This window comes from Spiroplasma endosymbiont of Polydrusus pterygomalis (assembly GCF_964030825.1).
In the GTDB taxonomy this organism is placed as follows: Bacteria; Bacillota_I; Bacilli_A; order Mycoplasmatales; family VBWQ01; genus Spiroplasma_E.
Map to the genome: position 1 here is coordinate 807,927 of NZ_OZ034964.1, position 24,361 is coordinate 832,287.

The 24,361-nt window shown below is 24.0% G+C and carries 23 protein-coding genes; 13 read left to right on the forward strand and 10 right to left on the reverse strand.

From position 1 onward, the window contains the following. Window positions 1–2: 2 nt before the first annotated feature. Genes ACQH25_RS04050 through ACQH25_RS04065 form a run of 4 tightly spaced genes read left to right on the forward strand, consistent with a single transcriptional unit; the run spans window position 3 to window position 5,849 of the window. Window positions 3–2,483: a hypothetical protein gene (locus ACQH25_RS04050; protein WP_425380803.1), complete on the forward strand. Its 2,481-nt coding sequence runs from the start codon at window positions 3–5 to the stop codon at window positions 2,481–2,483. A gap of 4 nt (window positions 2,484–2,487) precedes the next feature. Then, window positions 2,488–2,610 (forward strand): hypothetical protein, encoded by a 123-nt coding sequence (locus ACQH25_RS04055; protein ID WP_425380804.1) that lies wholly within the window; start codon window positions 2,488–2,490, stop codon window positions 2,608–2,610. Between the two features lie 16 nt (window positions 2,611–2,626). Further along, window positions 2,627–3,874: a hypothetical protein gene (locus ACQH25_RS04060; RefSeq protein WP_425380805.1), complete on the forward strand. Its 1,248-nt coding sequence runs from the start codon at window positions 2,627–2,629 to the stop codon at window positions 3,872–3,874. Continuing rightward, window positions 3,819–5,849, forward strand: coding sequence for a hypothetical protein (locus tag ACQH25_RS04065; RefSeq protein ID WP_425380806.1), 2,031 nt, complete (start codon window positions 3,819–3,821; stop codon window positions 5,847–5,849). Before ACQH25_RS04060 ends, ACQH25_RS04065 begins: the two co-directional genes overlap by 56 nt. A gap of 1 nt (window position 5,850) precedes the next feature. Here the strand turns inward: ACQH25_RS04065 and ACQH25_RS04070 are convergent, their stop codons facing one another. Then, a complete protein-coding gene (locus ACQH25_RS04070) occupies window positions 5,851–6,330 on the reverse strand; it encodes a hypothetical protein (protein WP_425380807.1) in 480 nt (159 codons plus the stop codon). Window positions 6,331–6,546: 216 nt separating this feature from the next. Beyond that, a complete protein-coding gene (locus ACQH25_RS04075) occupies window positions 6,547–8,253 on the reverse strand; it encodes a hypothetical protein (protein WP_425380808.1) in 1,707 nt (568 codons plus the stop codon). 66 nt (window positions 8,254–8,319) lie between these two features. Here ACQH25_RS04075 and ACQH25_RS04080 point away from each other — a divergent pair, with 66 nt between their 5' ends. Together ACQH25_RS04080 and ACQH25_RS04085 are read left to right on the forward strand one after the other, a co-directional pair. Next, window positions 8,320–9,468 carry an Mbov_0401 family ICE element transposase-like protein gene (locus ACQH25_RS04080; RefSeq protein ID WP_425380809.1) on the forward strand — a complete coding sequence of 383 codons (1,149 nt, stop codon included), beginning with the start codon at window positions 8,320–8,322 and terminating at the stop codon, window positions 9,466–9,468. A gap of 264 nt (window positions 9,469–9,732) precedes the next feature. Then, window positions 9,733–10,113, forward strand: a complete 381-nt coding sequence (locus ACQH25_RS04085; protein ID WP_425380810.1) for a hypothetical protein — start codon at window positions 9,733–9,735, stop codon at window positions 10,111–10,113. A 19-nt stretch (window positions 10,114–10,132) separates the two neighbouring features. On the opposite strand, the gene ACQH25_RS04090 is transcribed toward ACQH25_RS04085, so the two are convergent. Together ACQH25_RS04090 and ACQH25_RS04095 are read right to left on the reverse strand one after the other, a co-directional pair. Then, window positions 10,133–11,218: a hypothetical protein gene (locus ACQH25_RS04090; protein ID WP_425380811.1), complete on the reverse strand. Its 1,086-nt coding sequence runs from the start codon at window positions 11,216–11,218 to the stop codon at window positions 10,133–10,135. A 101-nt stretch (window positions 11,219–11,319) separates the two neighbouring features. After that, complete coding sequence (locus ACQH25_RS04095) at window positions 11,320–12,195, reverse strand: hypothetical protein (RefSeq protein WP_425380812.1); 876 nt, start codon at window positions 12,193–12,195, stop codon at window positions 11,320–11,322. A 127-nt stretch (window positions 12,196–12,322) separates the two neighbouring features. Between ACQH25_RS04095 and ACQH25_RS04100 the strand changes: the two genes are divergently transcribed. The 6 genes from ACQH25_RS04100 (at window position 12,323) to ACQH25_RS04125 (ending at window position 18,262) form a co-directional block, all read left to right on the forward strand. Further along, entirely contained in the window at window positions 12,323–13,219 is an 897-nt protein-coding gene (locus tag ACQH25_RS04100; RefSeq protein WP_425380813.1) for a hypothetical protein, read from the forward strand. 14 nt (window positions 13,220–13,233) lie between these two features. After that, the gene (locus tag ACQH25_RS04105) at window positions 13,234–14,388 is read left to right on the forward strand and encodes a YitT family protein (protein WP_425380814.1); all 1,155 of its coding nucleotides are present in this window, start codon (window positions 13,234–13,236) and stop codon (window positions 14,386–14,388) included. A gap of 150 nt (window positions 14,389–14,538) precedes the next feature. Next, the gene (locus ACQH25_RS04110) at window positions 14,539–15,579 is read left to right on the forward strand and encodes a DUF3137 domain-containing protein (RefSeq protein ID WP_425380815.1); all 1,041 of its coding nucleotides are present in this window, start codon (window positions 14,539–14,541) and stop codon (window positions 15,577–15,579) included. Window positions 15,580–15,625: 46 nt separating this feature from the next. Further along, window positions 15,626–16,702 (forward strand): hypothetical protein, encoded by a 1,077-nt coding sequence (locus ACQH25_RS04115; RefSeq protein WP_425380816.1) that lies wholly within the window; start codon window positions 15,626–15,628, stop codon window positions 16,700–16,702. A 21-nt stretch (window positions 16,703–16,723) separates the two neighbouring features. Continuing rightward, window positions 16,724–17,581 (forward strand): hypothetical protein, encoded by an 858-nt coding sequence (locus tag ACQH25_RS04120; RefSeq protein ID WP_425380817.1) that lies wholly within the window; start codon window positions 16,724–16,726, stop codon window positions 17,579–17,581. A gap of 276 nt (window positions 17,582–17,857) precedes the next feature. Next, window positions 17,858–18,262 (forward strand): hypothetical protein, encoded by a 405-nt coding sequence (locus ACQH25_RS04125; protein ID WP_425380818.1) that lies wholly within the window; start codon window positions 17,858–17,860, stop codon window positions 18,260–18,262. An 86-nt stretch (window positions 18,263–18,348) separates the two neighbouring features. Here the strand turns inward: ACQH25_RS04125 and glpK are convergent, their stop codons facing one another. The 4 genes from glpK to ACQH25_RS04145 are packed head-to-tail and all read right to left on the reverse strand — an operon-like array spanning window position 18,349 to window position 21,846. Continuing rightward, window positions 18,349–19,917, reverse strand: a complete 1,569-nt coding sequence (gene glpK, locus ACQH25_RS04130) for a glycerol kinase GlpK (RefSeq protein WP_425380819.1) — start codon at window positions 19,915–19,917, stop codon at window positions 18,349–18,351. A 22-nt stretch (window positions 19,918–19,939) separates the two neighbouring features. After that, window positions 19,940–20,713: an MIP/aquaporin family protein gene (locus ACQH25_RS04135; RefSeq protein WP_425380820.1), complete on the reverse strand. Its 774-nt coding sequence runs from the start codon at window positions 20,711–20,713 to the stop codon at window positions 19,940–19,942. Window positions 20,714–20,734: 21 nt separating this feature from the next. Then, on the reverse strand, window positions 20,735–21,232 hold the full coding sequence (locus ACQH25_RS04140; protein ID WP_425381848.1) for an FAD-dependent oxidoreductase: 498 nt from the start codon (window positions 21,230–21,232) through the stop codon (window positions 20,735–20,737). 17 nt (window positions 21,233–21,249) lie between these two features. Next, window positions 21,250–21,846 (reverse strand): FAD-dependent oxidoreductase, encoded by a 597-nt coding sequence (locus ACQH25_RS04145; protein WP_425380821.1) that lies wholly within the window; start codon window positions 21,844–21,846, stop codon window positions 21,250–21,252. A gap of 133 nt (window positions 21,847–21,979) precedes the next feature. Here ACQH25_RS04145 and ACQH25_RS04150 point away from each other — a divergent pair, with 133 nt between their 5' ends. After that, on the forward strand, window positions 21,980–22,129 hold the full coding sequence (locus tag ACQH25_RS04150) for a hypothetical protein (protein WP_425380822.1): 150 nt from the start codon (window positions 21,980–21,982) through the stop codon (window positions 22,127–22,129). A 612-nt stretch (window positions 22,130–22,741) separates the two neighbouring features. On the opposite strand, the gene ACQH25_RS04155 is transcribed toward ACQH25_RS04150, so the two are convergent. Both ACQH25_RS04155 and trxA read right to left on the reverse strand, forming a co-directional pair. Further along, window positions 22,742–23,566, reverse strand: coding sequence for an HAD family hydrolase (locus tag ACQH25_RS04155; RefSeq protein WP_425380823.1), 825 nt, complete (start codon window positions 23,564–23,566; stop codon window positions 22,742–22,744). Between the two features lie 10 nt (window positions 23,567–23,576). Beyond that, window positions 23,577–23,924, reverse strand: a complete 348-nt coding sequence (trxA, locus tag ACQH25_RS04160; protein WP_425380824.1) for a thioredoxin — start codon at window positions 23,922–23,924, stop codon at window positions 23,577–23,579. Window positions 23,925–24,361 lie beyond the last annotated feature (437 nt).

The window sequence follows — 24,361 nt, forward strand, 5'->3', positions numbered from 1 at the left end:
TTATGATTAATAAACTTTGAACTGATGTCAGTTTAGAAAACTATAATAACTGATATCCATTAACTGGAAAAATTATAGAAACACCACAACAATATATAAATACATGACCTAATGTTAAGGATTGATTTACAACTTTTGCTATTCGTGCTCAAAATGATATTAATGCTTATCTTAATTTTATTTTATCTAAATTTCCTTTTGATAGTTTTAAAGATGAATTAATTAAAGAAACATTAAGAGATATGGTTTATGTTTGTGTTGAACATTGAGTATTTAATCGTACACCAATTGAGTTTAATGTTGATGCTACTATTCAATTTAATAATGGTACATCATTTAGTGCAAATAGTATTCCTAGTATTAATGTTTGAGATTTAGCACCTAGTAGAATGAAAATATGAGCAAGATTAACAGAATTAAAACAAATATTTTCAAGTTATAATAATGATGAAATAGATATTGAAAAAATTGATTTAAAAGCATTCTATACTAGAAATCAAGTTGATGAATTAATTAAAGAACAAAAAGCATTTACATTATCAAAGCAAATGAAATTATATGATGATTTAGTTGATGATAATGAAAATGAAATATATAGGGGTCCTGTTAGTAAGTTTGTTAATAAAGGTTATGTAGCAACTGAATATGATAAAGAAACTGAAACAATGATTTTAGATTGACCTGATGAAATTGGTACATTACCACCAGAAGCATTACAAAATAATCCACAAGTTGGTGATTTTACTCATGCTGCAACTGCTGACTTTTCTGCTAAACAACAAAAAAGAATTACTACCAATGAAAATAATATTAAATTATTAGAAAATAAAGTTGATATTAATAAACAAAATATTGATGATATTAAAAATAATTGATTTAATATTGCAACTAGTCCTTTATGAAAAAAAATGTCTTCTATTATTCCTAGTAATGAATTTGGAAAAATATATTTAGCAATATGGGGTTATAGTTACCAATCCACTACTAATCCAACTGATAATTATATATATAGTAATAAAAAAACTATATTTAGTTTAGGTGGAGAAGTTCAAAGAACAACACAAAAAAGTATTAAATTAGATGAATTAATTGTAAATGATAATGTTAAAATACAATTATTATTTACTCAGGAATGAAATGATATTACTGTAACTTCTAATGATGCTAATTATCAACCTATTTCTGTTGAATTATACCAATATATAGGAAAAGGGACACCAACTGAATTTATAGCAGAAGATAGTACAGAACATGATTATTATACAAAACAAGAAACTAATGAATTATTAGATAAAAAACAAAATATAAATGACGATAATTTACAAACAGTTGCTAAACAAATTGTTCCTGCAATTAATGAAAATAAAGTAAATATAGATAAAAAAATGGATGTAGAACAATTTCCATATGCTTTTGCTGTAAATGCTCTTGGTACTGAAAATCCTAATTTAGAAACTACTGATAAAACTATTGTTGGTGCTATTAATGAAATTAAAACAAATGGTGGTAATATTGATGAAAATAGAATCTTCAATAATAAAGATGATAAAGATAGTACTACAAGATTAGTTAATGAAATTATTAAAACAAATGTTGGTGGTAAAACTTTAATTTATAGAAATAATCCTAATGTAACAGATGATAAAGATATTCCAGATAAAAAATATGTTGATGATGAAATTATAAAAATAAAAGATTTAATTAAAAAACTTGTTGTATGAAAAACAATAGGTGAAAGAGTTGATGATAGAACTTGAAGTAATTTTTCACCTAGTTTAAATGCTCTTTATCGTGTATTTTTAATTACTGAAACAAGTGTACCATTACAAAATGGTTATAAAGAAGTTATCTTTTTTACATCAGCACAAGCAATTGGAACTGGTACAAGAAGAATTACTACAAGAAAAATTAGTAATAGTGATGCTACATTAAATATGATTTATGATAATACAAAATGAACATTAAAATTAGATGGTGGAGATACTGGGGGAGCAATATATAGATTAGAAGAATTAAAAGCAGAAGATTTATATGAAATAAAAAGTAATACATTAGATATAAAAGTACCAGAAATAGTAGATATAGAAAAACCTATAAAAATTGATTCAAAAACCTTATTAACAAAAGAAATTAGAGAAAATGAATGAGAAATAAATTTAAAAGAAAGTCCAACACCAATACCTTATCCAAAATGAAAAGATGTAGCAATATCATTAAGTGGTAATTCTATTTCTTCTTATCAATTAAAATCAAATACATTTTATAAAATATTTTATGATTTGAATCCTTTTAGTACGAGTACATTTGGCAAAACTCCAACACAAACAATAGAAATATTTTGACAACCACAAACATCATCAAATTGAGTATGTTTTCTTCCAAGTTTAAAAAGAATTTCATATATTAATATTGTAAATAATAAATTAATAAAATTAATAACTGATCAAGGTTATTTATGAAAATTACAAGAATTACAGGAATAAGATTATGTTTTTTAAAATTTTAAAAATTATTTTAGGTTTAATTGGTTTATTATTATCATCAGCAACAGCAATTTTAGTTATATTTATTATTGTCAAAATTATGTTAAAAATTAATCAAATATTTTAGAAAGGTGGTGAATATTATGATAAGTTTATTTAAAAGAAAAGATAAAAGTAATATTAATGATAATCAAAATGAAAAATTAAAATTTTTAACTAATAAAAATAAAAGTACTCATGCTTCAATTTTAAATTATTTTGGTTTTAATAATTTTAACCATGAAACTTATTTTACTGATTTTGTAGCAGAAAATAATGCGAATTTATATAATGCTCCACTAGATATTAATAATGAAACTATTAAAAAATATTTAATTCAACAAGAATTTTATAGAAAAAATTGAAATTCTATTTTTAAATTAAGTAAATTAGGAATTAGTGGTTATTTAATTTTTATTGCTAATGATGACTTATATTTTCAAGTCGTTGATATACAACAAAGAGTTTATGATATTACTGGTAAATTAATTCAATGTACTATTTTTTATGATAATTATGAACAAAATACACAAATGGTAAGATTATTTGAAGTTTATACATTAAATAATGAACAAGTAACTATTAATCGTACAATTTATAGTATTAGTGATAATAAAAAACAATTTCCATTAGATTTTAAATCATACATTAATAATCCTAATTTATCACAAGAGCAAACATTAAATATTAATTATATACCAATAGCAATTATGCGAAATAAAGCAAATGAGTTAGCAGATTGTAATAAAGTAATGGATAAAATTAAAGCATTAGATGTTATTTTTGAACAAATTGTATTAGATACTATTTTAAACTCACCAAAATTTATTTTTAGTCAAACTTATGGTAATGTTCAATCTTTAATGGAAGAAGCAGTAAGAACATTAGTTACTAAAAACTATATATTTAAAAGTGCTGGTGATAATAATGAACAAAACGAAAGTGTCAATATGACTAGTAGTAATTTTAAAGGTAAAAATTTAACTGATATATATGATTGATTAGTTAATGAAATATCTAAACGTTGCGGTATTCATATACCAAGTCAAAAGAAATCTGCACAACAATCAGTACCCGAAAGTACAGCAGTTAATATTTCAACTATTAATTATATTGAGCAAAAATTATGACAATTTAATATTGATATTCTTAAATTTATCCAATTATTAGTAAGTATAGATAAAGATTTATTAACTAGTAAAACATTTAATATTGATGATGAACAAGATATTAATAATTTAACAGTTAAATTAAAATTATTTAATCCCGAAAATAACCAATTAATAGGAGATAACAATGGAAAACAACAACAAACCACAAACGAAGTTTCCACAGAAACAAAAGCAAACTAAACTTAATCAAGCAGATGTAGAAAATGATTATTTAATTGATAATATTCCTTATGATTTTACTAATATGATGCGTGCTACTAGTGACCTAGATATTAATAGAGCATATGATGAATTTAAAAAAAGAACAATTTATATTTATGAAATTGAACGTTTATTTAAAAATAATGAAAATAATAGTTTAAAATTTTCAGCAAATACTATTAAAATTGGTTTTATTGATATTGAAAAAGTGTTAAAAACTACTGCTGTTGAAACATCTGATTTTACTATGCAATTAAATCAAAGAGCAAGTACTAATATTAATGATAATACAATTGAATATAGTATGACTGATATTAAGAATTTAATTTTTCAAGAAATAGAATTATTAAATCAATTTAAGTTATATGCTGTATCTATTAATGAACCTTTAACCGAAAATAATATTAATAATTTATATATTATTAATAATTATTCACAACCTTATCAAAATCCAAAAACAAGAAGTACTAAAAGTATTACTATTATTAAAATTAAAGATTTTAAAACTCGTGATGGTTATCCAATTATTATTAAATTACAAAAACCATTAGATAAAGATATAAAAGTTAAGGGTTTAAAAATTAAAGCCCCTAGAAGCATGATTTTTGGCAATATAAAGGTACTTGGTGAAGTTGATAATATGCAAGTATACCCTAAATTATTTGTTAAAGATAAGATAGCATTTCCATTATTATCAATGCCTATTGAAACGCAACCAAAAGTTAGAATATTACAACAATGATTTAGTGAACAAATATTACCTTGAAATTTAGCAAAGCAATTTATAGGACAAGAAAAATCAGTTTTAGATTTAATTGCTATTGGTGGTGGAACTGAAACAAGAAAAGAAATTATTAATAATGCAAGAGTTACATATACTAAATTAGGTTATAAAGTTACTAAGAGTCCACAATTATGACCATTAAATGAAGAAAAAGAATTAAAAGATAATGAAGTATGGCATTTGCCTTGAACAACAGCTGATTGAGTTTTAAATATTGCTACAACAAATAAATTTGATGATGTTGAACTTGAAATAAATGATAAGCCACTAGTTGATAGTTTACAAAAAGTATTATTAGATATGTTAACTTATACATATAGTTATAATAGAAACTTTGATGGTGCAGAATATAATAATGGTAATCCATCAAATGAAATAGCCAAATTACGTCAAAAATTCGAAGGACAAAAACCAGATGATGTAATTACTAATTTATTTAAACAATGAGAACTAGATTATCCAAATTATATTAATTTACCACAAGTTCAAATATTAAAACAAATAGTTATCATGTTATCAAAAAATATTTATTCCACAATGTCAATTAATAAAGGTTTAAATGATGATTATAAATTATTATTACCATATTATTTCGAATTAAAATCAAATCCTATACATTCTACACCAGATAAAGTTTGAGAATTTAAAGATGTAAAAGTAATATTAAAATCTGAATATTTTGATTTTGCAGATATAAATAATATTAAATTAAAAAATGATGATATTAGTCAAAACGAATTATTTAAACTTGATGATAATCAATTTAACTGATTATCTATTACAAACGAATTAGAAAGTAATAATATACCTTCATTAATTCCTGCTGATTGAACACTTGATAATGGTGAATATGGAAAATACTTTACAAGAGCAGTTATTAACAAAACTAAGATTGAAAATGCATTAAATTTATATGGTTCAAATAAATCTCAATTGTTTTCTAAATTAGAATTTTATAAAGAAATTTTACAAATTGATAATAATAGCGAATTTGAATTACAAATTGAAAATCCGATTAATAATTTAAATCGGATTGAAATTAGCGGAGTATTTGGTGCTGGTCATTATGATTTAATTTTAGTAACTAATAAACAAGAAATAAATTTAAAAAACATTAATTTATTTGATAAATATAATGAGAACACTTCATATATAAATTTAGAAATTTAGTTTATTGATTAAAATATCAATTAGGATATTTACCATCTCAGACAATATCACCTGTATGTATTGGCTTATTACCAAAATATAATATAAATTTATCACTACTAGTAAACTTATTTAATCAAATAGTCGTATCACCATATACTCTTTCACCGTTTGGTTTTAAAAAATATTTGGCCCTACCAACATTATGGGTAAGCACCCCCCCCATGATTAAACCTATTGTTCCAGTTGTAGCACCAATTAGTGCTAATGCTAATGTTATTTTACTTAAATTTGTTTTTATTCATGTTTTCATAATAAATTTCTCCTTTTTATTTTTTCTTAATTTTTCACAAGTTTTTAATCATTTTGGTAATAATTCATGCTCTAAATTAATTGCATGATTTTCACAAAGAAAAAGACTAATTGTTGTTGATTTTAATTCTAATAATATAATATTTGTTCATTTTTTATTACAATTTTTATTTTGGCAAATAACGTTCATTTTGTAAAATCTCTTTTAAAGATTTTAATTTATTCATAACTTTTAATTCTTTTTCTTTATTCATCATAATTTACTCCTTATTTCTTAACATCTTATTGTTTAATTGTACTTATTTTTTATTATTTTTACAAGTATACTTTTAAACGCAAAATAACGCCTAAATTAAAGGCGTTTATTTTGTGAGACCTATACTATTAATTATATTGCACTTATTTATTATATGGCAAATGTGAAGATGCTTTTTTTCACAGTAGCATTATTTTTACCCCTAATTACATTTTTATATGGATATAGTGCATAAAACAGAGCATCATAAGGGTCTTGATACATAGTTTTATCAGGAATGTTAGTTTTTGTTTGGTCATATCTTAACTCTTCTAAACATTGAGTAGTTTTTGGTAAATCATCTTTATTAGCATAAAAATTGCCGTAACTCATAATATTACGCATTCAAACTACTCTATTAGTTAATCCTGCTTCTTGATTAAGATTTGAAGCATGCTTAATTGCACTTTGGGTGATAAGAATAGTATTATGTTCATCTATTAATTTTTGATTTAATCAATCAATAGCTGTTCTTGCTTTATCATCATAAAAATAAACTGTTTGTTCAAAATTTTCAAAATTATCAATTAACCCTAAAATTTCATTGGCATAAGCATTAATTTTTTCATTTTCATTAATAAAATCATTTGGTGTAACTACTAATTCACAAATAATATGAGCATCATAATAACCAGTATTATGATATTCTTTAAATCCAACTATTATAAATACAGTATGGTCTTTATGACCAGTTGCTCAATCAATACCAGCACTATAAAAATCAAATTTATACAGACCTTTTTCTTCATTATAAAATTGTTTTAAATCATATGTTTGTCAATATTTTAATGTTTTTTGAAATGGAAAAATTGTTGCATCACTATCTAAAAATTCAAAACCATAAAAAACAGTATTAAATTCATCAGGATTACTTTTTTTCATTTCTAATAATGTTCTTTTTTGAATTTCTGGTAATTTACTTCAAAAAGGTTGAATAGTAAATCTTAAAATAAATAAACCTAAACCACTAAACATTTCTTTATTTTCATAATAAATTTTACCAATTTTTTTAAGATTATCCATAGTTTTATCATTTAATGGTAAAAATGGTGTACAATATTTTAAATAAAATGGGTGGTATTTATCATAAGGATTACATGTAAAAGTGATGAAAAAACTTTTATAAAAATAGCGAGTAATTGATTTTCCAAAAGTAGCACTATATATATTTTTATCAATAAATGTTCAACTTCATTCTTTAATTGGTTCATTTGATACTTTAATACGATTACTTCTAAACATAGAATTTTGTAAGCGTTCATATCTATATGTTAATTGTTTTTCTGTTAATGTTTCTTTTTCTTCTGCCATAATAATTTCATCAGTACGTGAACCTAAAAAACTTGACCCACCTGCTTCTTTTCCAAAAATTTTATTACCATTTGCATAACCAATAAAGTCAATTTGTTGATTATTAGGAAAAATAATACAACCACCATCCTTAGTAATTTTTCATTTAATACCATGGAGATTATTAGGTAATAAATTAATATCATATTTATCTAGTAAAACTTGACAAACATTCATTAAAGCTCCAATAGTTGTTTCACTATGGGTATTTTCATATCGCCTTACTTCTTGGACACTACTATCACTAAAATTACAACATATAAATAAATCAAAGGCTAAACAATTTCAAGTTTTTCTTGTTCCACGTGCTGTTGGTATAAAACGATAAAAACAATTAGTAGTAAAATATTCTGCTCATTCATCACCAGCAAAATTTTTAAAAATATCTCAGCTAAAACCATAATTAGTATCACTAAAATTAAGGTCATATTTTTTATTTAATTGTGCATAACTACTAATGAATGGCATATTTACTCCTTAGTTAATATATAAGTTAAAATTTAATTATTAATAAATTTAGAAAGGAAACAAAGAATGTTATTATTTCAAAATCATTTTAAATGAGAACAACATTATTTTAATCAAGATGAATTAAATTTAAAACAAACACAAGAATTTTTTAAACAAATAGATGATAAATTATGAAATGAATGTGATAAATCTATATATAAACCATGTAAATTTAGAAAAAGAAAATTAAAAACAAAAAAAGGCCTATTAATTTATAAGCGACGTATTTATACATATTATAACAAAAAAACACAAAAAATTGAGCATATATCATTATTAGATGTATATCTTGGTGTTAAAAAGTATAGTAAATTAGCACCAGATGTTATTAAAAAAATTTTAAAATATTTTACTGATGGAAAAAGATATCAAGATATTTGTGATACTTTTATAGAAAATTTAATAAGTATTAGTACTGTTTGTAGAACATTCCAAAAATTTAAAATACCAAAAACTAATATTTCTAAAATTAAATTAGAGCCAAACCAAACTTTATATATAAATATTGATGATGGACATAGAAAATTTAAGTTTAATGATAACCATAATAGTAAAAATTGTAAAAAATGTTCTATGAGATTATTAATATTTTGTACTGGTAAAAAGAAAAATGGCAAATTAATTAATAAAAGAGTTGCATGTAAAATAAGATTATCAAAAACAAAAATTGGTGCATATAAAACTGCACAATTGATTCAAAAATATGGTAAATTATACTATGAAAATTTTGAACAAGCAAATTTAATAATTTGTGGTGATAGTGCAAAATGAATTAGAAAAACTGCTGAAATTTTAAATGCTAAATTTATTTTAGATAAATTCCATGCTTTTCATGTTTTATTTCTTGGAATTATGGCAGGAAGAAGAAAAAATAAAATTGCACAATTACATTATAAATATGCACAAAATTTATTTTCAAAAGGTCAATATTATGAATTAATTGATTTTTTAAACTCATTAAAATATCAAAAATTAAAAATTGGTTATTTTATTAATGCTAAAAATGGAATACTCAATCAAGCATTAGTTGAAAATATTGGTTGTTTTACTGAAACGAATATTAAACAAATTTTAAAACATATGATTGGAAATAGAACCTATAATATTGATATGTATTCAAAAATGGTTAATTTTAAATGCTATCAAATAAATACAGAAATACAGTTATTATAAAAAAATCCCTAATTAAAGGGATTTACCTAAGAGACCACGTACTTAACATACGCTTAGTAATCAAAGGGTATACGGTTTATCTTAAAGGACTTTAATTTATTATAACATACTTAAAAACTTATTAAAAATTATTTTAATAAGAATTTTTGAATTATAAAACTAAGCATTATTGTTGACTTATGTTTTACAAGTGTTAAGATTAATATACAATTGCATATAAAGTCTAAATTATTCTCGTCTAACTTTATAATTTAAAGACAAATAATGAATATTATAGACAACATCGTTATGCTCCCAAAAATAACAGCAGAAAATATTTCTTATTTTGCAATTCATAATTCATCAAATTGTGAAAGTAATTTATGAAAGAATTTTTTAGAACCTTTCTTAATTTATTTACAAGGAAAAGGATATTATGTTCCAAATAATTGTTTTGTAGAAGAAAGTAACTTGTTAGGTTTTGCTAATTCTTTTAATCCCTGAGTTAAAAAAATAAGAGCTGAAAATAAAACAACTCAACTTAATAAACAAGCTAAAGATGAAAAAAAATGACTTAATAGAACTGATTCTGGTTATAAATTAAATCATAAAAATAAATTAAAAGAAAAATTAGCAACAAAAAAAGAAACAAAATTAATTATTTAAGTTGTAATATTTTTTTAGATTAGATTTTGTTGCGTTGTTGCTTTAAATATCAATTATAAATAATTGTGATAATGGCTAATATAAAACTAAGAGCAAGAAAACCACAAATGATATAACCCAAAATATTGCCACGAGTTTCATTAATTTTTCAATTAATAGATAAATTTCTTAAATTATTAATTTGATCGGCATTCATATTTTTTAATTGGTTAGCAGTATAGTTAAGTTTTAGAGCATCATTTCATAGTTTAATACCAGCAGTAGTAGTTCAAAATTCAATGATTGGTAAGGTACCATTATAAATGGTAAAATATTGTCAGTTACTAATATTATTTCAATTAACATTTTGTAGTAAAAATGTTTCATTATTTTTATCGTGTAATGTAAAAGTAGTTTTTGGTTTTAATGTTCATAAATTTATTTTATTCATAGTAGTATTGTCAATAGTAATAATATTAACAAATTGGATAGTATTAGTATAATTAAAATTAATGGTAAAACCACCTTTAGTATTAGTGCTATTAATGTCATATAAATTATTATTTACGATTCCAACATATTTAAAATTAGTATTAGTTTGATTATCTAATGTTGGTAGTATATTTTGCTTATATATTAAGGCATGATAAGTTAATGTTTCATTATTTTTAAATTTAATATTAATTTCAGAACTATTATTAATAATTGTTGTAATGTTGTGTTCGATATTGGGCAATAGTGGTTGTTGCTGATCAATAGTAATACTTGCTAGTTCATTATTAGTGACACTTAAATTTACGTTATTATTACTAATTAAGTTTTTAGTGCGATTAACAGCAGTAGTTTTATCTTTATCAATATATGAATTAATAAAATTAATTAATTGTTGATCTTTAGTTTTAGTAAAATTAATAGTATTGATTCGACTTCAATTATCATTTTTATTGTCACTTAATAATAATTTATTTGTGTTATTATCAATAATACCAAGATTATCATTTATTTTTTGGAAATTAATGCATCAGCCAACTTTAGTAAAAGTAAAGTGTTCATCAACAAAGTATCCAATTTGTTGTTCATCAATAAAAATACCTAATCCATCATGCAGTAAAATAAAATTATTCATATAGTGTTCATTAATTTTAGTTAATTTAATGTCATTAGTATCACTAATATCTAAATAATATGGTTCGCCAAAAAATTTAGAACCATTGTTAATACTTATGTTTAAAATGCCTTTATTATCACTAGTTTTAGTAAAAAAATTAGTAGTAGTACTAAAAATAATGGTGTTGTTTGATCACGCGCTAATAAGGGTGTTATTGTTGGATTAGGGTTACTATCTATTGTTAAATAAAATAATTGACCATTATTATCACGAATAATACCACCATTATCATTGATGCTAACAAAACCATTTAATAATATTGGATTAGGAGCGACTAATGGTTTTCCACTGTTAGTAATAATTTGTTTGATATTACCATCAGCTTTTAAAATATAATAATTTTGATTGCCAGCAACAAGAACACCAAAAGTATCATTAATAGCAGTAAAACTAGTTTTTCCTGTTCCAAAGTGATAGGGCAGAACTAAGGTAGTTACTTTACCAGATGGTTCAATTAAATCGGCTCCAATATCGGTACTAACAATATTTTTACCAAAATTACTAAAAGTATGATTTCTAGTTGCAATAGCACTAGCATTATTATTAATACCATTTTTAGTCATTAAAAATGAATGATTAATAAGATTGCTATCATCACTTTTATGGAAATTATTTAAGGTAGCAATTCCTAAACTATCATTGAATCTAATAAAATTACTAATTTGTAAATCTAAGTTATTGTAGGTACCATCTTTGTTTAATAAATAAGATTGTGATTGTGAGTTGGTAAAAATACCAGCAATTGGATTAGTTTCATCATTTTCATTTCAATTATAAAAATTTCCAGATTCAAAAGCTAAAGTTAAACTTTGTTCTTTTAAAATAGTAGTATTTTCGGCAATGATTTTGTTTTGATCATTATTGGTTTTAACTTCATTTAAACTAGAAACGATAGTTAGTGAGCCAGTAATTATTAGCGATAAAATTTTAAACATAATTATCAATCCCTTTAATGTTAACTAATATTATTATAAAGATTTTCATGATAGAGTATAGCAAAATAATGAAAATAAGATACAATTTATATATTAATAATTTGTAAATTAAGGAATGATTTTAGCGATGAAAAAAATTTTAACATTAATGACTACTTTTACTTTTGCTAGTGTTATAGTAACACCAGTTTTAGCTTGTTCAGATCAACAACAAGATACTATTTTAAAAGCAATTAGTAATGGTGACGATAAGTATAATGGTTGAGAAGCAACATTATTACCTGTTGGTATTAATAAACCAACAGGTGTCCCAACTAATAATCAAAAACCTGAAGCAAAACAAACTATTAGTAAAGATGCATTACACAATAGTCTGTCGCAATTACTTGCTAAATTAATTTTAGATAAAGCAAGCATTAAAACGCCAATTTGATTTAATGATAAGTTAGAAGTAGGCACTAAATGTTATTATTTTACCATTGATAATGGTAGTTTTGATGAAAAAACAGGAGCCAGAACTTGAGAAGTTAATGCTGTTACTGGTAGAATTAGTATTGACATTACGTATCAAGTCGGGGTTGTAACTAATGATAAAACTTTTAAAGTTGAACAATATATTAAAAAAAATTTTAATGTTAAGTGTTTTTATACACAAAGTGATTATATAGTTTATAGTATTGTTGATGATATTACTAAATTATCAAATCAAATAGTGCCAATTGCTGTTGATAAAAACAGTAAACCCGCTATTGATAAAATATATACTGATTTCTCGCAAGAAACTAAAACTGCAATTCAAGAAGGAATAAATGCAACAATCCAAAATCCTTTTATTAATTCTGTTACTATTAATATTAAAGGTATTGATGATGAAAAAGTTACAAATTCAGGTCCTAATCAATTACAACTTAAAGTTAACTTTATTATTAGTTTTCAGGATTCAGAAATTGATATGTCATTACCTTCACCTTTTGATAATAGTAAATATAACCCAATAATACTTCAATTTAATATTAATAATTAAAAGGAGTTTATAATATGAGTAATGATTCAGAAACAAAAAATAAAGATAAAGAACCACCGTTAATTATTGATGCTTTTAATTTCAAAAATATTGGTGTTAAGAAAGAAATTCGCTCTTCATGAAAAAACTTTAATTGAAAAGTAACTGTTAAAAATTTAGTATTAATTTTTTTTGGTGCTTTTTTAACGACTGTTTCATTTTTTTATTTTATTAATCGTGCTCGTTTATATACTAATGGTTTATCAGCGTTTGCTCAATTAATATCGAAATTTATTGCTTTACCTTATAAAGATAATAATATTGAACAACAAACAGTGCAAGCATTTTGATTTTATCCAGTATATTTTTTTATTAATGTCCCTATCATTATTTGAGGATTGTTGAAAGTTGGGTTTCGTTTTACTCTTTATACCATTATTTATATGTTGTTTCAAAATGGTATTAACTTTTTATTAACATCAATTGATACACTTCGTACCTTTCAAGTTTTAGGTGAAGGTCCATTGCCAACAGATGGTAATTATTGGCATTTAGTTTTACCACGTACTTTTATTTTTGCAGCATTAGGTGGCTTAATTTATGGTGCGGGAATTGGAATTTTATTTAAAACTGGTGGTTCTAGTGCTGGTATGGATTTTATTAGCACTTATATTTCTATGAAACGTAAATACTCAATTGCTACTATTATCAAAAATACTAATATTATTATTGTTGTTATTGTTTTAATTCTTGATGGAACTTTTTTACAAAAAACTAGTCTTGTTGATAATTTTTTGGTTAGACCTTATTTTATTTCAACACTTGTTTATATTTATGTTGCTGCATTTATTATGAATAGAGTTTATCCAAAATACATGTTGATGAGTGTCTTTATTATTTCTAATGAATTGGAACAAATACGTAATGATATTTATCGCAACAATTATTTACGTGGTGGTAATGTTTGAAGTGTGAAAGGGTTATATTCAGGTAATGAATATAAAATGATGATGACAACAATGTCATTATTAGAGTATAACTTTTTCAAAACAAAAATAACACGCATTGATCCTAAAGTTTTTATGGTGGCAGTTCCTGCCAAATATATGTATGGGGGTAATGCCGGTAAACCGCCACAAAATGCACCTGTTAATATTGTCGAAATTAATGATTTTTTAGAAAAAAACTAACAATATATATGTTATAATATAGTTAGTTTTATAATTATAAGCGTAGACTTCTTGATAGATTATTATATCTATAATAATTAGTCTTTTTATGTTTTATAAAACAAAATTAATTATAAAATTATATTAAAAATTAATTAGATTGGACTAAGTATGAAACACAATTTATCAGCAAAGGTTGTAAATGAAATTATAACTAATATTCATACTAACTATAATAATAGTAATAATCATTGATGAATTAAATTAATAAATAATCGCTTATGAATTAGTTTATGAATGATGATTACGATTATTGGGGCAATTGCAATTTTTGTTAGTATTGATATTAACAAATCTTCATTTATTAAAAAACCATTTACCGTTATTAGTATTGTTGTTTTTATTATTGGTTGTTTTTTATTGGTACAAAGTTTAGTATTAAAAACTAAAATTCATCAAAAATTAATAGCAGAATTACCAATTATTAGTTATTATCAATGGGTAATTAATGATAATAATCCACAAATGAATTTAGCAACTATTAGTGATTATTGAACAATTAAACCACAAGGTAATTTACCATTAGATGAAGAACCTAATTATTATAATTATTGTGAACAAGTAATGATTGGTAATATTAATGATCAAGCTTTTAATTATGGAAGTATTATTAATCAAAAAATTATGTATGAATTAAGTTCTGGATATAATAGTGCTGCGCAAAGTATTGAAACAGAAAAAACTACTTGTTATTATACACGTTTTGTTTATTACACAACTATTATTAAAAATAATAACTTGACAATGACACTAACACCACGTAATATATTTTTAAAAAAAATTCGTAATAAAAAGAAAGTACAACTAGAATCAAATTTATTTGAAGATTTATTTGATGTCAAATGTAATAATCAAATTAAACTAAGATTAATTTTAGAGCCAAAAGTAATGAAATTAATTAATGAATTTGCTGCTAGTTTAGAAAATAAAGAGTTACCAATTATTCATATTGAAAATCAACAATTAACATTAAGTTGAAAATATGAATTAGGAAAAAATCCTTATCGTGATGGTCAAGGTAAAGTAATGGTACTACCAACTACTACTAATTTCGAAAAATTTGTTAATAAATTATTAATAATGCTTAGCAAAGATATTTTCAATTTAACACAAGCACAAATGTGAGTTAATAATTTAGATTTATTATCATAATCATATGTAATTATTTTATAAAAATTAAAAATAAGGTAGATAAATTATGACTAACTATCAATTACTAAAATCAAGTTGAAGATGATTTAACAATAAGTATTTAATACAAACAATTTTATGAATTTTATTTACAATTGGCTTGATAGTATGTGCAGTATTATGAGAACTTAAAAATAACATATTTAATAAAATTTTAACATTTGATTTTTTTAATAATGCTAATATTACTGATGATACTATTATTACTTTAAAAACATATTTATACATTGCTATTTTTAGTAGTTGTATTGCTACTAATGCTTTAATATTTATTCAAATTAAATGTTGAATTAAAAAATATATTGAAAATAAATATCAAGTAGTTTCAAATTTTGAAAATAATTTCTTTATTTTTAAAGCATTAGTAGTATTAAATGTTGCAAGAAATATTACTTATATTTTTTGTTTTACTAATGTTTTCACTGCCATATTTGTTTTAATTTACTGATTTTGTTACTTTATTATTTATTTAATTTTAAATCGATTATTAATAGCAAAAAATCAAGTTCTTGCTAATGTTTGATGAAAAGATAGCGAAAAGCGATCATTATTTATTGTTTTAGGTTTTGAAGTTTTATATTTAATTGTAAAAAATTCAATTTTAAACCTTACCAAGGGTGCTATTAATATTGATCAAGTTTTAAAATATTTTATTCCTGCTAGTTCTTTAGCATTAATATTAGCAGTATTTATTCAAAGTTTAGTTAAGAATGATGTGAAAACTATTTTAAATAATATTAAAAATGTTAAAACTAAAGTTGATGATTTTAAGATATTTTATAATTGAGATTATCATCATGTAATTAATGATTTCTTATTTATTAAAGAAGCACCACTAATTATTCGAAACCAATTAAAAGAAAAAGTATTAACCAGTGAAGAAAAAACTAAAATATTTGAACTTTTACATGAAATTTATCAATTTATCATATTTCTTGAAAAGCAAAATATTAAAATTAATGAATTAAAATATATTTATTATCATTTATTTTATGAGATTACTAATCGTAATGAAATTGCCCAAATTAAAATGACAATTATTAAAACAAAAAAGACAAATATGAAGATAATCATAAAAAAATAAAAATTACCAAAAGAGGCTATTATGAAAAGTTTATTAAAAATTATGAGTGTTTTTGTACTTACTAGTATTGCTACAATTAATGTTGTTGCCTGTGATATTTGACAAAATTCACCTATTGATTACAATCAATTATTAGAAGATGCTGCCAAATTAATTGCTAATAATGAAGATCCTAATTTTGCTATTTTCTTAAAAGATAAAAATAAAACTTATATCTCTGATTTTATTAAATTAATTGAAGAAAATATTGGAAAATTATTTGCCACGGCTAAAGAAGACTTTAGTAATCTTACTTATACCATTACTAATGGTAGTGATCAAGTAAATGATAGCAATACTATTAAAATTAAGTTAGCAGTTTATGTTAATCCGATAGTAAAAGATTGTAGTTTTACAGCTAATTTTACTGCATTGCAAGATTATATTGATAAAAGATTAAAACCATTAGTTAATGGCACAAAATATTTATCAATTAGTAAAAATGATATTGGTGGTTTTTATCAACAATTGGTTACTGTTGGTGCTGATTTTAAAGGAGAAAAGGAACATTACTTTAAAAATTCTTCAGGAAAAGCTAATGATTTTTGAAAAAATTTTCAAGAATGAGATCCGAGAAAAGAGAAAAACCCATTACTTGGTAATGTTTTAGCACCATTATTAGATTATATTGGTAATAGCCCACGTACTGGCTTAACTTTTAATAATTTTAAACCATATTTATTAAGTATTAATGGTGAGAATAATATTATTGCTATTACTGGTAATAGCAAATTTGGTGATAAAAATTATGATTATATCAAGATTGGACTAGTGGGGAAAGATTCAGATACTGCAGCTTTAGGAAATAAATATAATAATTTAACTTTTATTTTTACCTAATAGTTAATTATCTTTAATTTTTTTTTACAAAACAATAATAAAAACTGTTGTTATAAGTTTTTTAGTATATTTATAATAGGTTATCATTAAAATTTTCAAAAAGTGATAGACAATGTAGCAAACACGTGCTATTATTTTCTCATACCTTTTAGGTACAAAAAATAATATATGCAACTAAAAGTAGTTTCACGTAATTGTTACATTACTGGATGCTACTTTTTATTTTTAAAAAGTAGCACTTAAGAAAATTATTATAATAAGAAAGAAGTGTTAACAATGTCTCCTTTATTTGCAAATATTGAAAATGCTAATTACCGTAGAATGTCTACGGATAGTACCGTTAATCTAATAAATAATAGCTTAACTAGTAGTATCATTTCGCTTTTTGAAGAAACTACTACTGCTGAAACTTCTTATTCATCAAAACTAATTACAGTATTAGGTAAAAATTTTAGTTATCTTATTGCTACTGCTGGTAATATTACTGCACAAATGATAATCAGTACTACTGTTGCTAACACACCATGAAGTAAGGAAAATATCATTCATAGTTTACTATTTAGTGGTGGACTTATTGCTTTAGATACTCTTAGTGAACCACATATTTTTAGTGCATTGGCTAAAATTAAAAATTGAATAGTTGCTAAATCATTAAAATTAGTACTAAAACTTACAATTTAATAAATAAAAAAAGTATTTTAATAAAATACTTTTTTTATTTTATGTTTCTACAAAATTAATTAATCTAGTAGTATTAACCTATTTTATTATTTAATGGCAGTAGTTCAACCACGTGTTCTTTTAACAGCCTCTTGTCAACCTTTATAGCAAGTTTGTGCTTTTTTTTCTTTCATCATTGGTTTATATTCTTTTTCAATTTTATTATTTTTTTTAATATCATTAATATTTCAAAATCCAATTGCAAGTCCTGTTAAATAAGCAACACCCATTGCTGTAGTTTCAGTATTTTTAGGTTTAATTAAATTAGTACGACTAATATCACTTTGGAATTGCATAATATATGAATTATTACTGGCACCACCATCAACTTTAATTTTAATTTTTACATTTTTTAAATCTTTATTTGATTTAATATCTGCTTGCATTGCTAAAATAACATCTTGTGATTGATAAGCTAATGATTCAATAGTACCTTTCACAATATGTTCACGTTTTGTGCCACGTTCTAAACCAAAGATAGCACCACGTGCTGTTGAATCTCAGTAAGGAGCCCCCAAGCCAACAAAGGCAGGTACTACATAAATTCGTTGCTCTTCTTTGGGATCAACAATTTGTGAATATCATAAACTTTCATCAGAACGGTATAACATTCGTAGTTGATCACGTAAAAACTGGATAGCAGCTCCAGCAATAAAAACTGAACCTTCTAAAGCAAAAATAGGTTCTTCATTTTTTAATTGATAAGCAATAGTAGTTAGTAATCCTTGTTTTGATAATATTGGAGTATGACCAATATTCATTAAAATAAAGCAACCAGTACCATAAGTATTTTTGATTTCACCTGCTGTTAAGCATAATTGGCCAAATAGTGCCGCTTGTTGATCACCAATCGCAGCAGTAATTGGAATTTCTTGATTATCATTTTGGAATAGCATTCCTTTATAAGTAGTACCAATTTCACCTGAGCTGGGAACTACTTTTGGTAGCATTATTTTGGGAATATCAAATAATTGTAATAATTCATCATCTCATTGCTTAGTGTTAATGTTAAATAACATTGTTCGTGAAGCGTTAGTAATATCAATAACGTGTTTAGCTTTTCCATTATTATTTTCAATACCATTTGTCATTTTATAAATTAGTCAACTATCAATAGTACCAAAAGCTAGTTTTCCATTTTTTGCTAATTCTCGGGCATTTTTGACATTATCTAAAATTCATTTAATTTTAGTAGCAGAAAAATAAGCATCAATTAGTAAGCCAGTTTTTTTATGAATTTTTTCTTTTCAGCCTTTTTTTATTAATTTTGCGCAATATTCGGCTGTTCTACGATCTTGTCAAACAATAGCATTATAAATTGGTAAGCCAGTGTCACGGTTTCATACTATTGTTGTTTCTCGTTGATTACTAATACCAATTGCTTCAATTTGGCCAGATTTAATATGACTTTTATTTAATGCTTGCTGCATTGTTGTTAATTGATTATTTCAAATACCAAGTGCATCATGTTCAACTCAACCTGATTGTGGAGGGTAATGTTGTGGAATATCAATTTGATGACTTCCAACAATTTTTCCTTTTTTATTAATGATTAAAGTACGACAACTAGAGGTACCCTCATCTAATGCCATAATATATTTTTTCTCTTCTGCCATATTATGATTCCTTTCTATACTCTTAAAGTATTTGAATTAGTTGCACTAAACCACCAGCAAGTATGGCACCTAAAAGTGGCCCAATAACTGGAACAGGAGCATATTTTCAGTCCGAACTTTCTTTATTTGCTATTGGTAAAATAGCATGAATAATTCTTGGTCCTAAGTCTCTTGCTGGATTAATGGCAAAACCTGTTGGTCCACCAATGGCAAGACCAATCAACATCACACCAATCCCGACGGTAGCGTTTTTGGTAATAAAGGCAGAACCAGTATTAAGAATTGGTGAATTAACAACTAGATTTTTAATGCCAATAGTTGCACAAACAATCATCACTAGTATAAAAGTAGCAATAGTTTCGGTGACAATATTTCAAATATAACTACGTGTAGTTGGTCCTGTAGCAAAAGTTGCTAAAATTTTATTACTATCTTCAGTAATATTATATTGTTTAAAATATGCTAAATAAACAATTAATTGTCCCAACATTGCTCCTAAAAACTGAAATAAAATATAAAGGGGAATATAAAAAAAATTTCCAGCAACAAATGCTTCTTTTTTATTAGCAATTCATAAACCAATGGTAACAGCAGGGTTTAGATGCGCTCCTGAAATACCACTTAACATGCCAGCAATAGCAACAGCAAAACCTCAACCAGTACAAATAACAAGTCAGCCACTGTTTTCTCCCTTTGTTTTTTTTAATAAAACATTGGCAACAACACAATTTCCTAATAAAATTAAGATAAATGTGCCAAATAATTCACCAACAATTACTCTTGAGACTTCTGCCATAATATTTTCCTCCTTTTTAAGTTAATTATTTTTAATCATATTAGCAACTAGTAAAGCAATTGCTGGCGCTGCGCTTAAACCGGGTGATTTAATACCAGCAACATTAATAAAGTTAGAATTATTACTAGCAAATTTTATAAAAAAATCATCATTTTCAACACAAATTGCTCGTGATCCACTAATTACTTTGCAAATTTTATGCATATTTAAAGTTGGAATAATTTTCAAACCAATTTTACTAATAAGATTAATATCTTCAATGGTAATTAATCTAGTATCACTTTTTGGTATATTTTCATGAGAAGTAGGTCCTACTAGGATATGACCATCAAGCATTGGGGCAACAATTACTCCTTTACCATGAATCGTTGGTATCATGAATAAGATATGATTATTAATCATATTTCTTTCAGTTTTTTCAAGAATACAATATTGACCTCTTCTTGTTTTTAAAGTAAAATCTTTACAATTTATTAATTTTGCGATATCATCAGCATAATGACCAGCAGCATTAATAATATATTTGGCAGTAAAACTTACTTTTTTTCATTATTTAAACAAGTAACTCGAAAACCAGAATTTAATGTTTCAATGTTTATTACTTTGTGATCAACTTTTAGTTTTCCATTATTTTTTAACATTCTATTAACTAAACTTTGTGTTAATAATACTGGGTCAACTGCATATGAAGCAGTGCAAAGTAGGGCACTAGTAACTTTTGGATTAACATTAGGTTCTAACGCCATTATTTCTTTTGTTGTCAAGATTGATAATTCTGTAGTATTAAGACCATTAGCAATACCACGTTTGTATAATTTTTCGATTTCTGGATCTTCTTCTTTACCAAAAGCAAGTATTAAAGAATCAACTTTTTTTCATGGAAAGTCTAAATTTTTAAATCAATCATTTTCATAGAGTTTTCTACCTTCTAAGTTCAATTTAGCATTTAGTTTTCCTGGTATTGGATCAAATCCACCATGAATGACACCAGAATTACCTTCTGATGTTTCTTGAGCAATTCTTAAATTTTTTTCTAAAATAACTACATTTAGTTTTCTTTTTGCTAATGCATCACTAATAGCGGCACCAATAATGCCACCACCAATTGTAATAACATCAAAATCAAATCTCATTACTTTCGCCTCTTTCTTAACATTAAGAACCAGAACTCTATCTGTATGTATTAATTATAATATATTTTTATTATTAATTTCGTTGCAAGCATTAAGCAATTTTTAAAAACAATATGTAAATGATATTTTTAAAATGAGAAAAATTTTTTATCTTATAAATAACAAAGCTATTAATATTAAAAGCGAAAAAGATAGAACTTGTTTTGTAAACAGTTACTGTGCTATTATTACTGACAATGGTGATATCTATATTGTAACTTCAACTGCTAAGATCGGTCGTTAGTTAGTAAGTTATATAAAAATAATCATGGAATTAGTTTTAAAAACTAAAATACTTGCAAGCGTTTTGCTGGTGCCATACAAAACACTGGGAAGTAACATAAAACATCAATCAACAAAAAGACATACAATATTCAACAAATGTTGATAACACATACCTAAGAGATTTATTTATTATTAGATTTTATATCAAATTCTGGAAACACCAATAACTATCATAATTATTTGACATTTAGTAAAATCTTGAAATTCGGATATGTTTCAATTTATTGGATCATAATTTATAAACAACATATAATAATATTAGCGTTTGAACAGTTAAAAGCGTTCAATTTAAGAGGATATGAATAGAAAACTTAAACATCGCTAATGATCACTTAAAATTTGCTTTTTAATTACTTTTTTATTTAAAAAAACAATAATAAACTTTTAAAAAAATAAATGAATTTTATTTCACTTTATAAGAGTTATTTAATAAAGTAAAAGAGTGTAGCATTAATATGCTAGTTAGCATATTAATCGCTTAAATTTTATTAGTTGTGATATTTATTATTTTAATTTAAAAATTATTTAAATCAATTTTATTATTAATATAGTGATCAAAAAATTAAATTATTTATTTAAATTCTGATTTAGGAAATAGATACTTATCAATAGCTTTAGCAACACCCCCACAGGTATTTTTACTAGTAATGTCATATGCTATTTCTTTTAAATTAGGATGACCATTTTTCATAGCAATACCATATTTAACTCATTTTATTAATTTATAATCGTTCATGCCATCACCACAAGCTAATACTTGATCAGAAGTAATATTTCATTTTTCACATAAAAACTGAACAGCAGCCGCTTTATTAACACCAATTGGATTAATTTCAATCACATTATGTGAAGAAGTAGCAAGTTCTAAACCTTTAATAGTATTTAATTGTTCTAAAATTGAATTAACTTGTTTTTTCTTTTTACAAAATAATAATATTTTATACATATCTTCATTAGTATTTTCATCAATTTTTTTAGTTGGTAAATTATTAAAGTTTTCCATAATTTTAACTTTTAGTGAACGGTGGTTAATTAATGCTGTTTTATTATCAGTACTATATCCTCAGATTGCTAAATTATTCTTATTAGCAAATTTAATTATTTTTTGAGTTTGTTCTTTTGATAATGATTTTTCATATAATATATCTAATCTATTATCATTAGTAATGTCAAGGATGTTACCACCATTATAACAAATAATATAACCTGTTTTTTCGTGCATTAAACAAGATTTAGCAATATCAATAGTTGAACTTGGTGCTCTTCCTGTTGCAATAATAATTTTTACATCTTTTTCATATGCTTTTTTAATTGCGATTAAGTTTTTCGGATGGATTTTTCACCGACTCTTTAATAATGTTCCATCAAGATCAAGAACAATTAGTTTAATAGCCATTATCAACACCTTATTTTTCTTTTTCTATTATTTGTTGAATAATATTAGTTATATCTTTTTCACTAACTAATCCAGCAGTTTGTTTGTATACTTTTCCTGCTTTATCAAAATAAATTAATGTTGGAATTGATTGAATTTCATATTTTGTTGCTAATTCTTTAGCCTTATCAATATCAACTTTAATAAAATTAATGTTATTATGTTTTGTATCCTTAGCAACATTTTCGAACCTTGGAGCTAATATCTGACAAGGACCACATCAATCTGCTGAAAAATCAATTATTGTGATTTTTCCAGAATGTAAAAGTTGATCAATGTCTGTTATTGAATTAATATGTTGGACTTTACTATTATACATATGTTCACTACCTTTTCTTTTAAGTTATTTTTATGATTTAATTTTATCATTAGTTTTAATTTTTAAAACAGTAAACGATAAAACTTTTTTTAATTTTATTAATTATTAGTATTAAAAGATATCTGTGATTTTTTCTTAAAAAATTAAAGAAAATTTTTTCATTTTTAGAATATATCTGTTATAATCTGGAATATATAGGTTAGGATTAGACAATTTGAGAAGGGATAAATAAATTATTAATACATTTTGTAAAACTATTTAAATAAATATAAATAAATTTTAAAAAGTGTAGAGTTAATATTTATTTTTATTGTTTTAAAAATAGTTTAGTAGACTGTTATTGTGTAATCTTAATATTATATTATTTATTTCTAAAAATAAAAAATTGTAAAAACCTATGTATAAAAAAAGTATGTTTAATATTGAGGTTAAGAGTA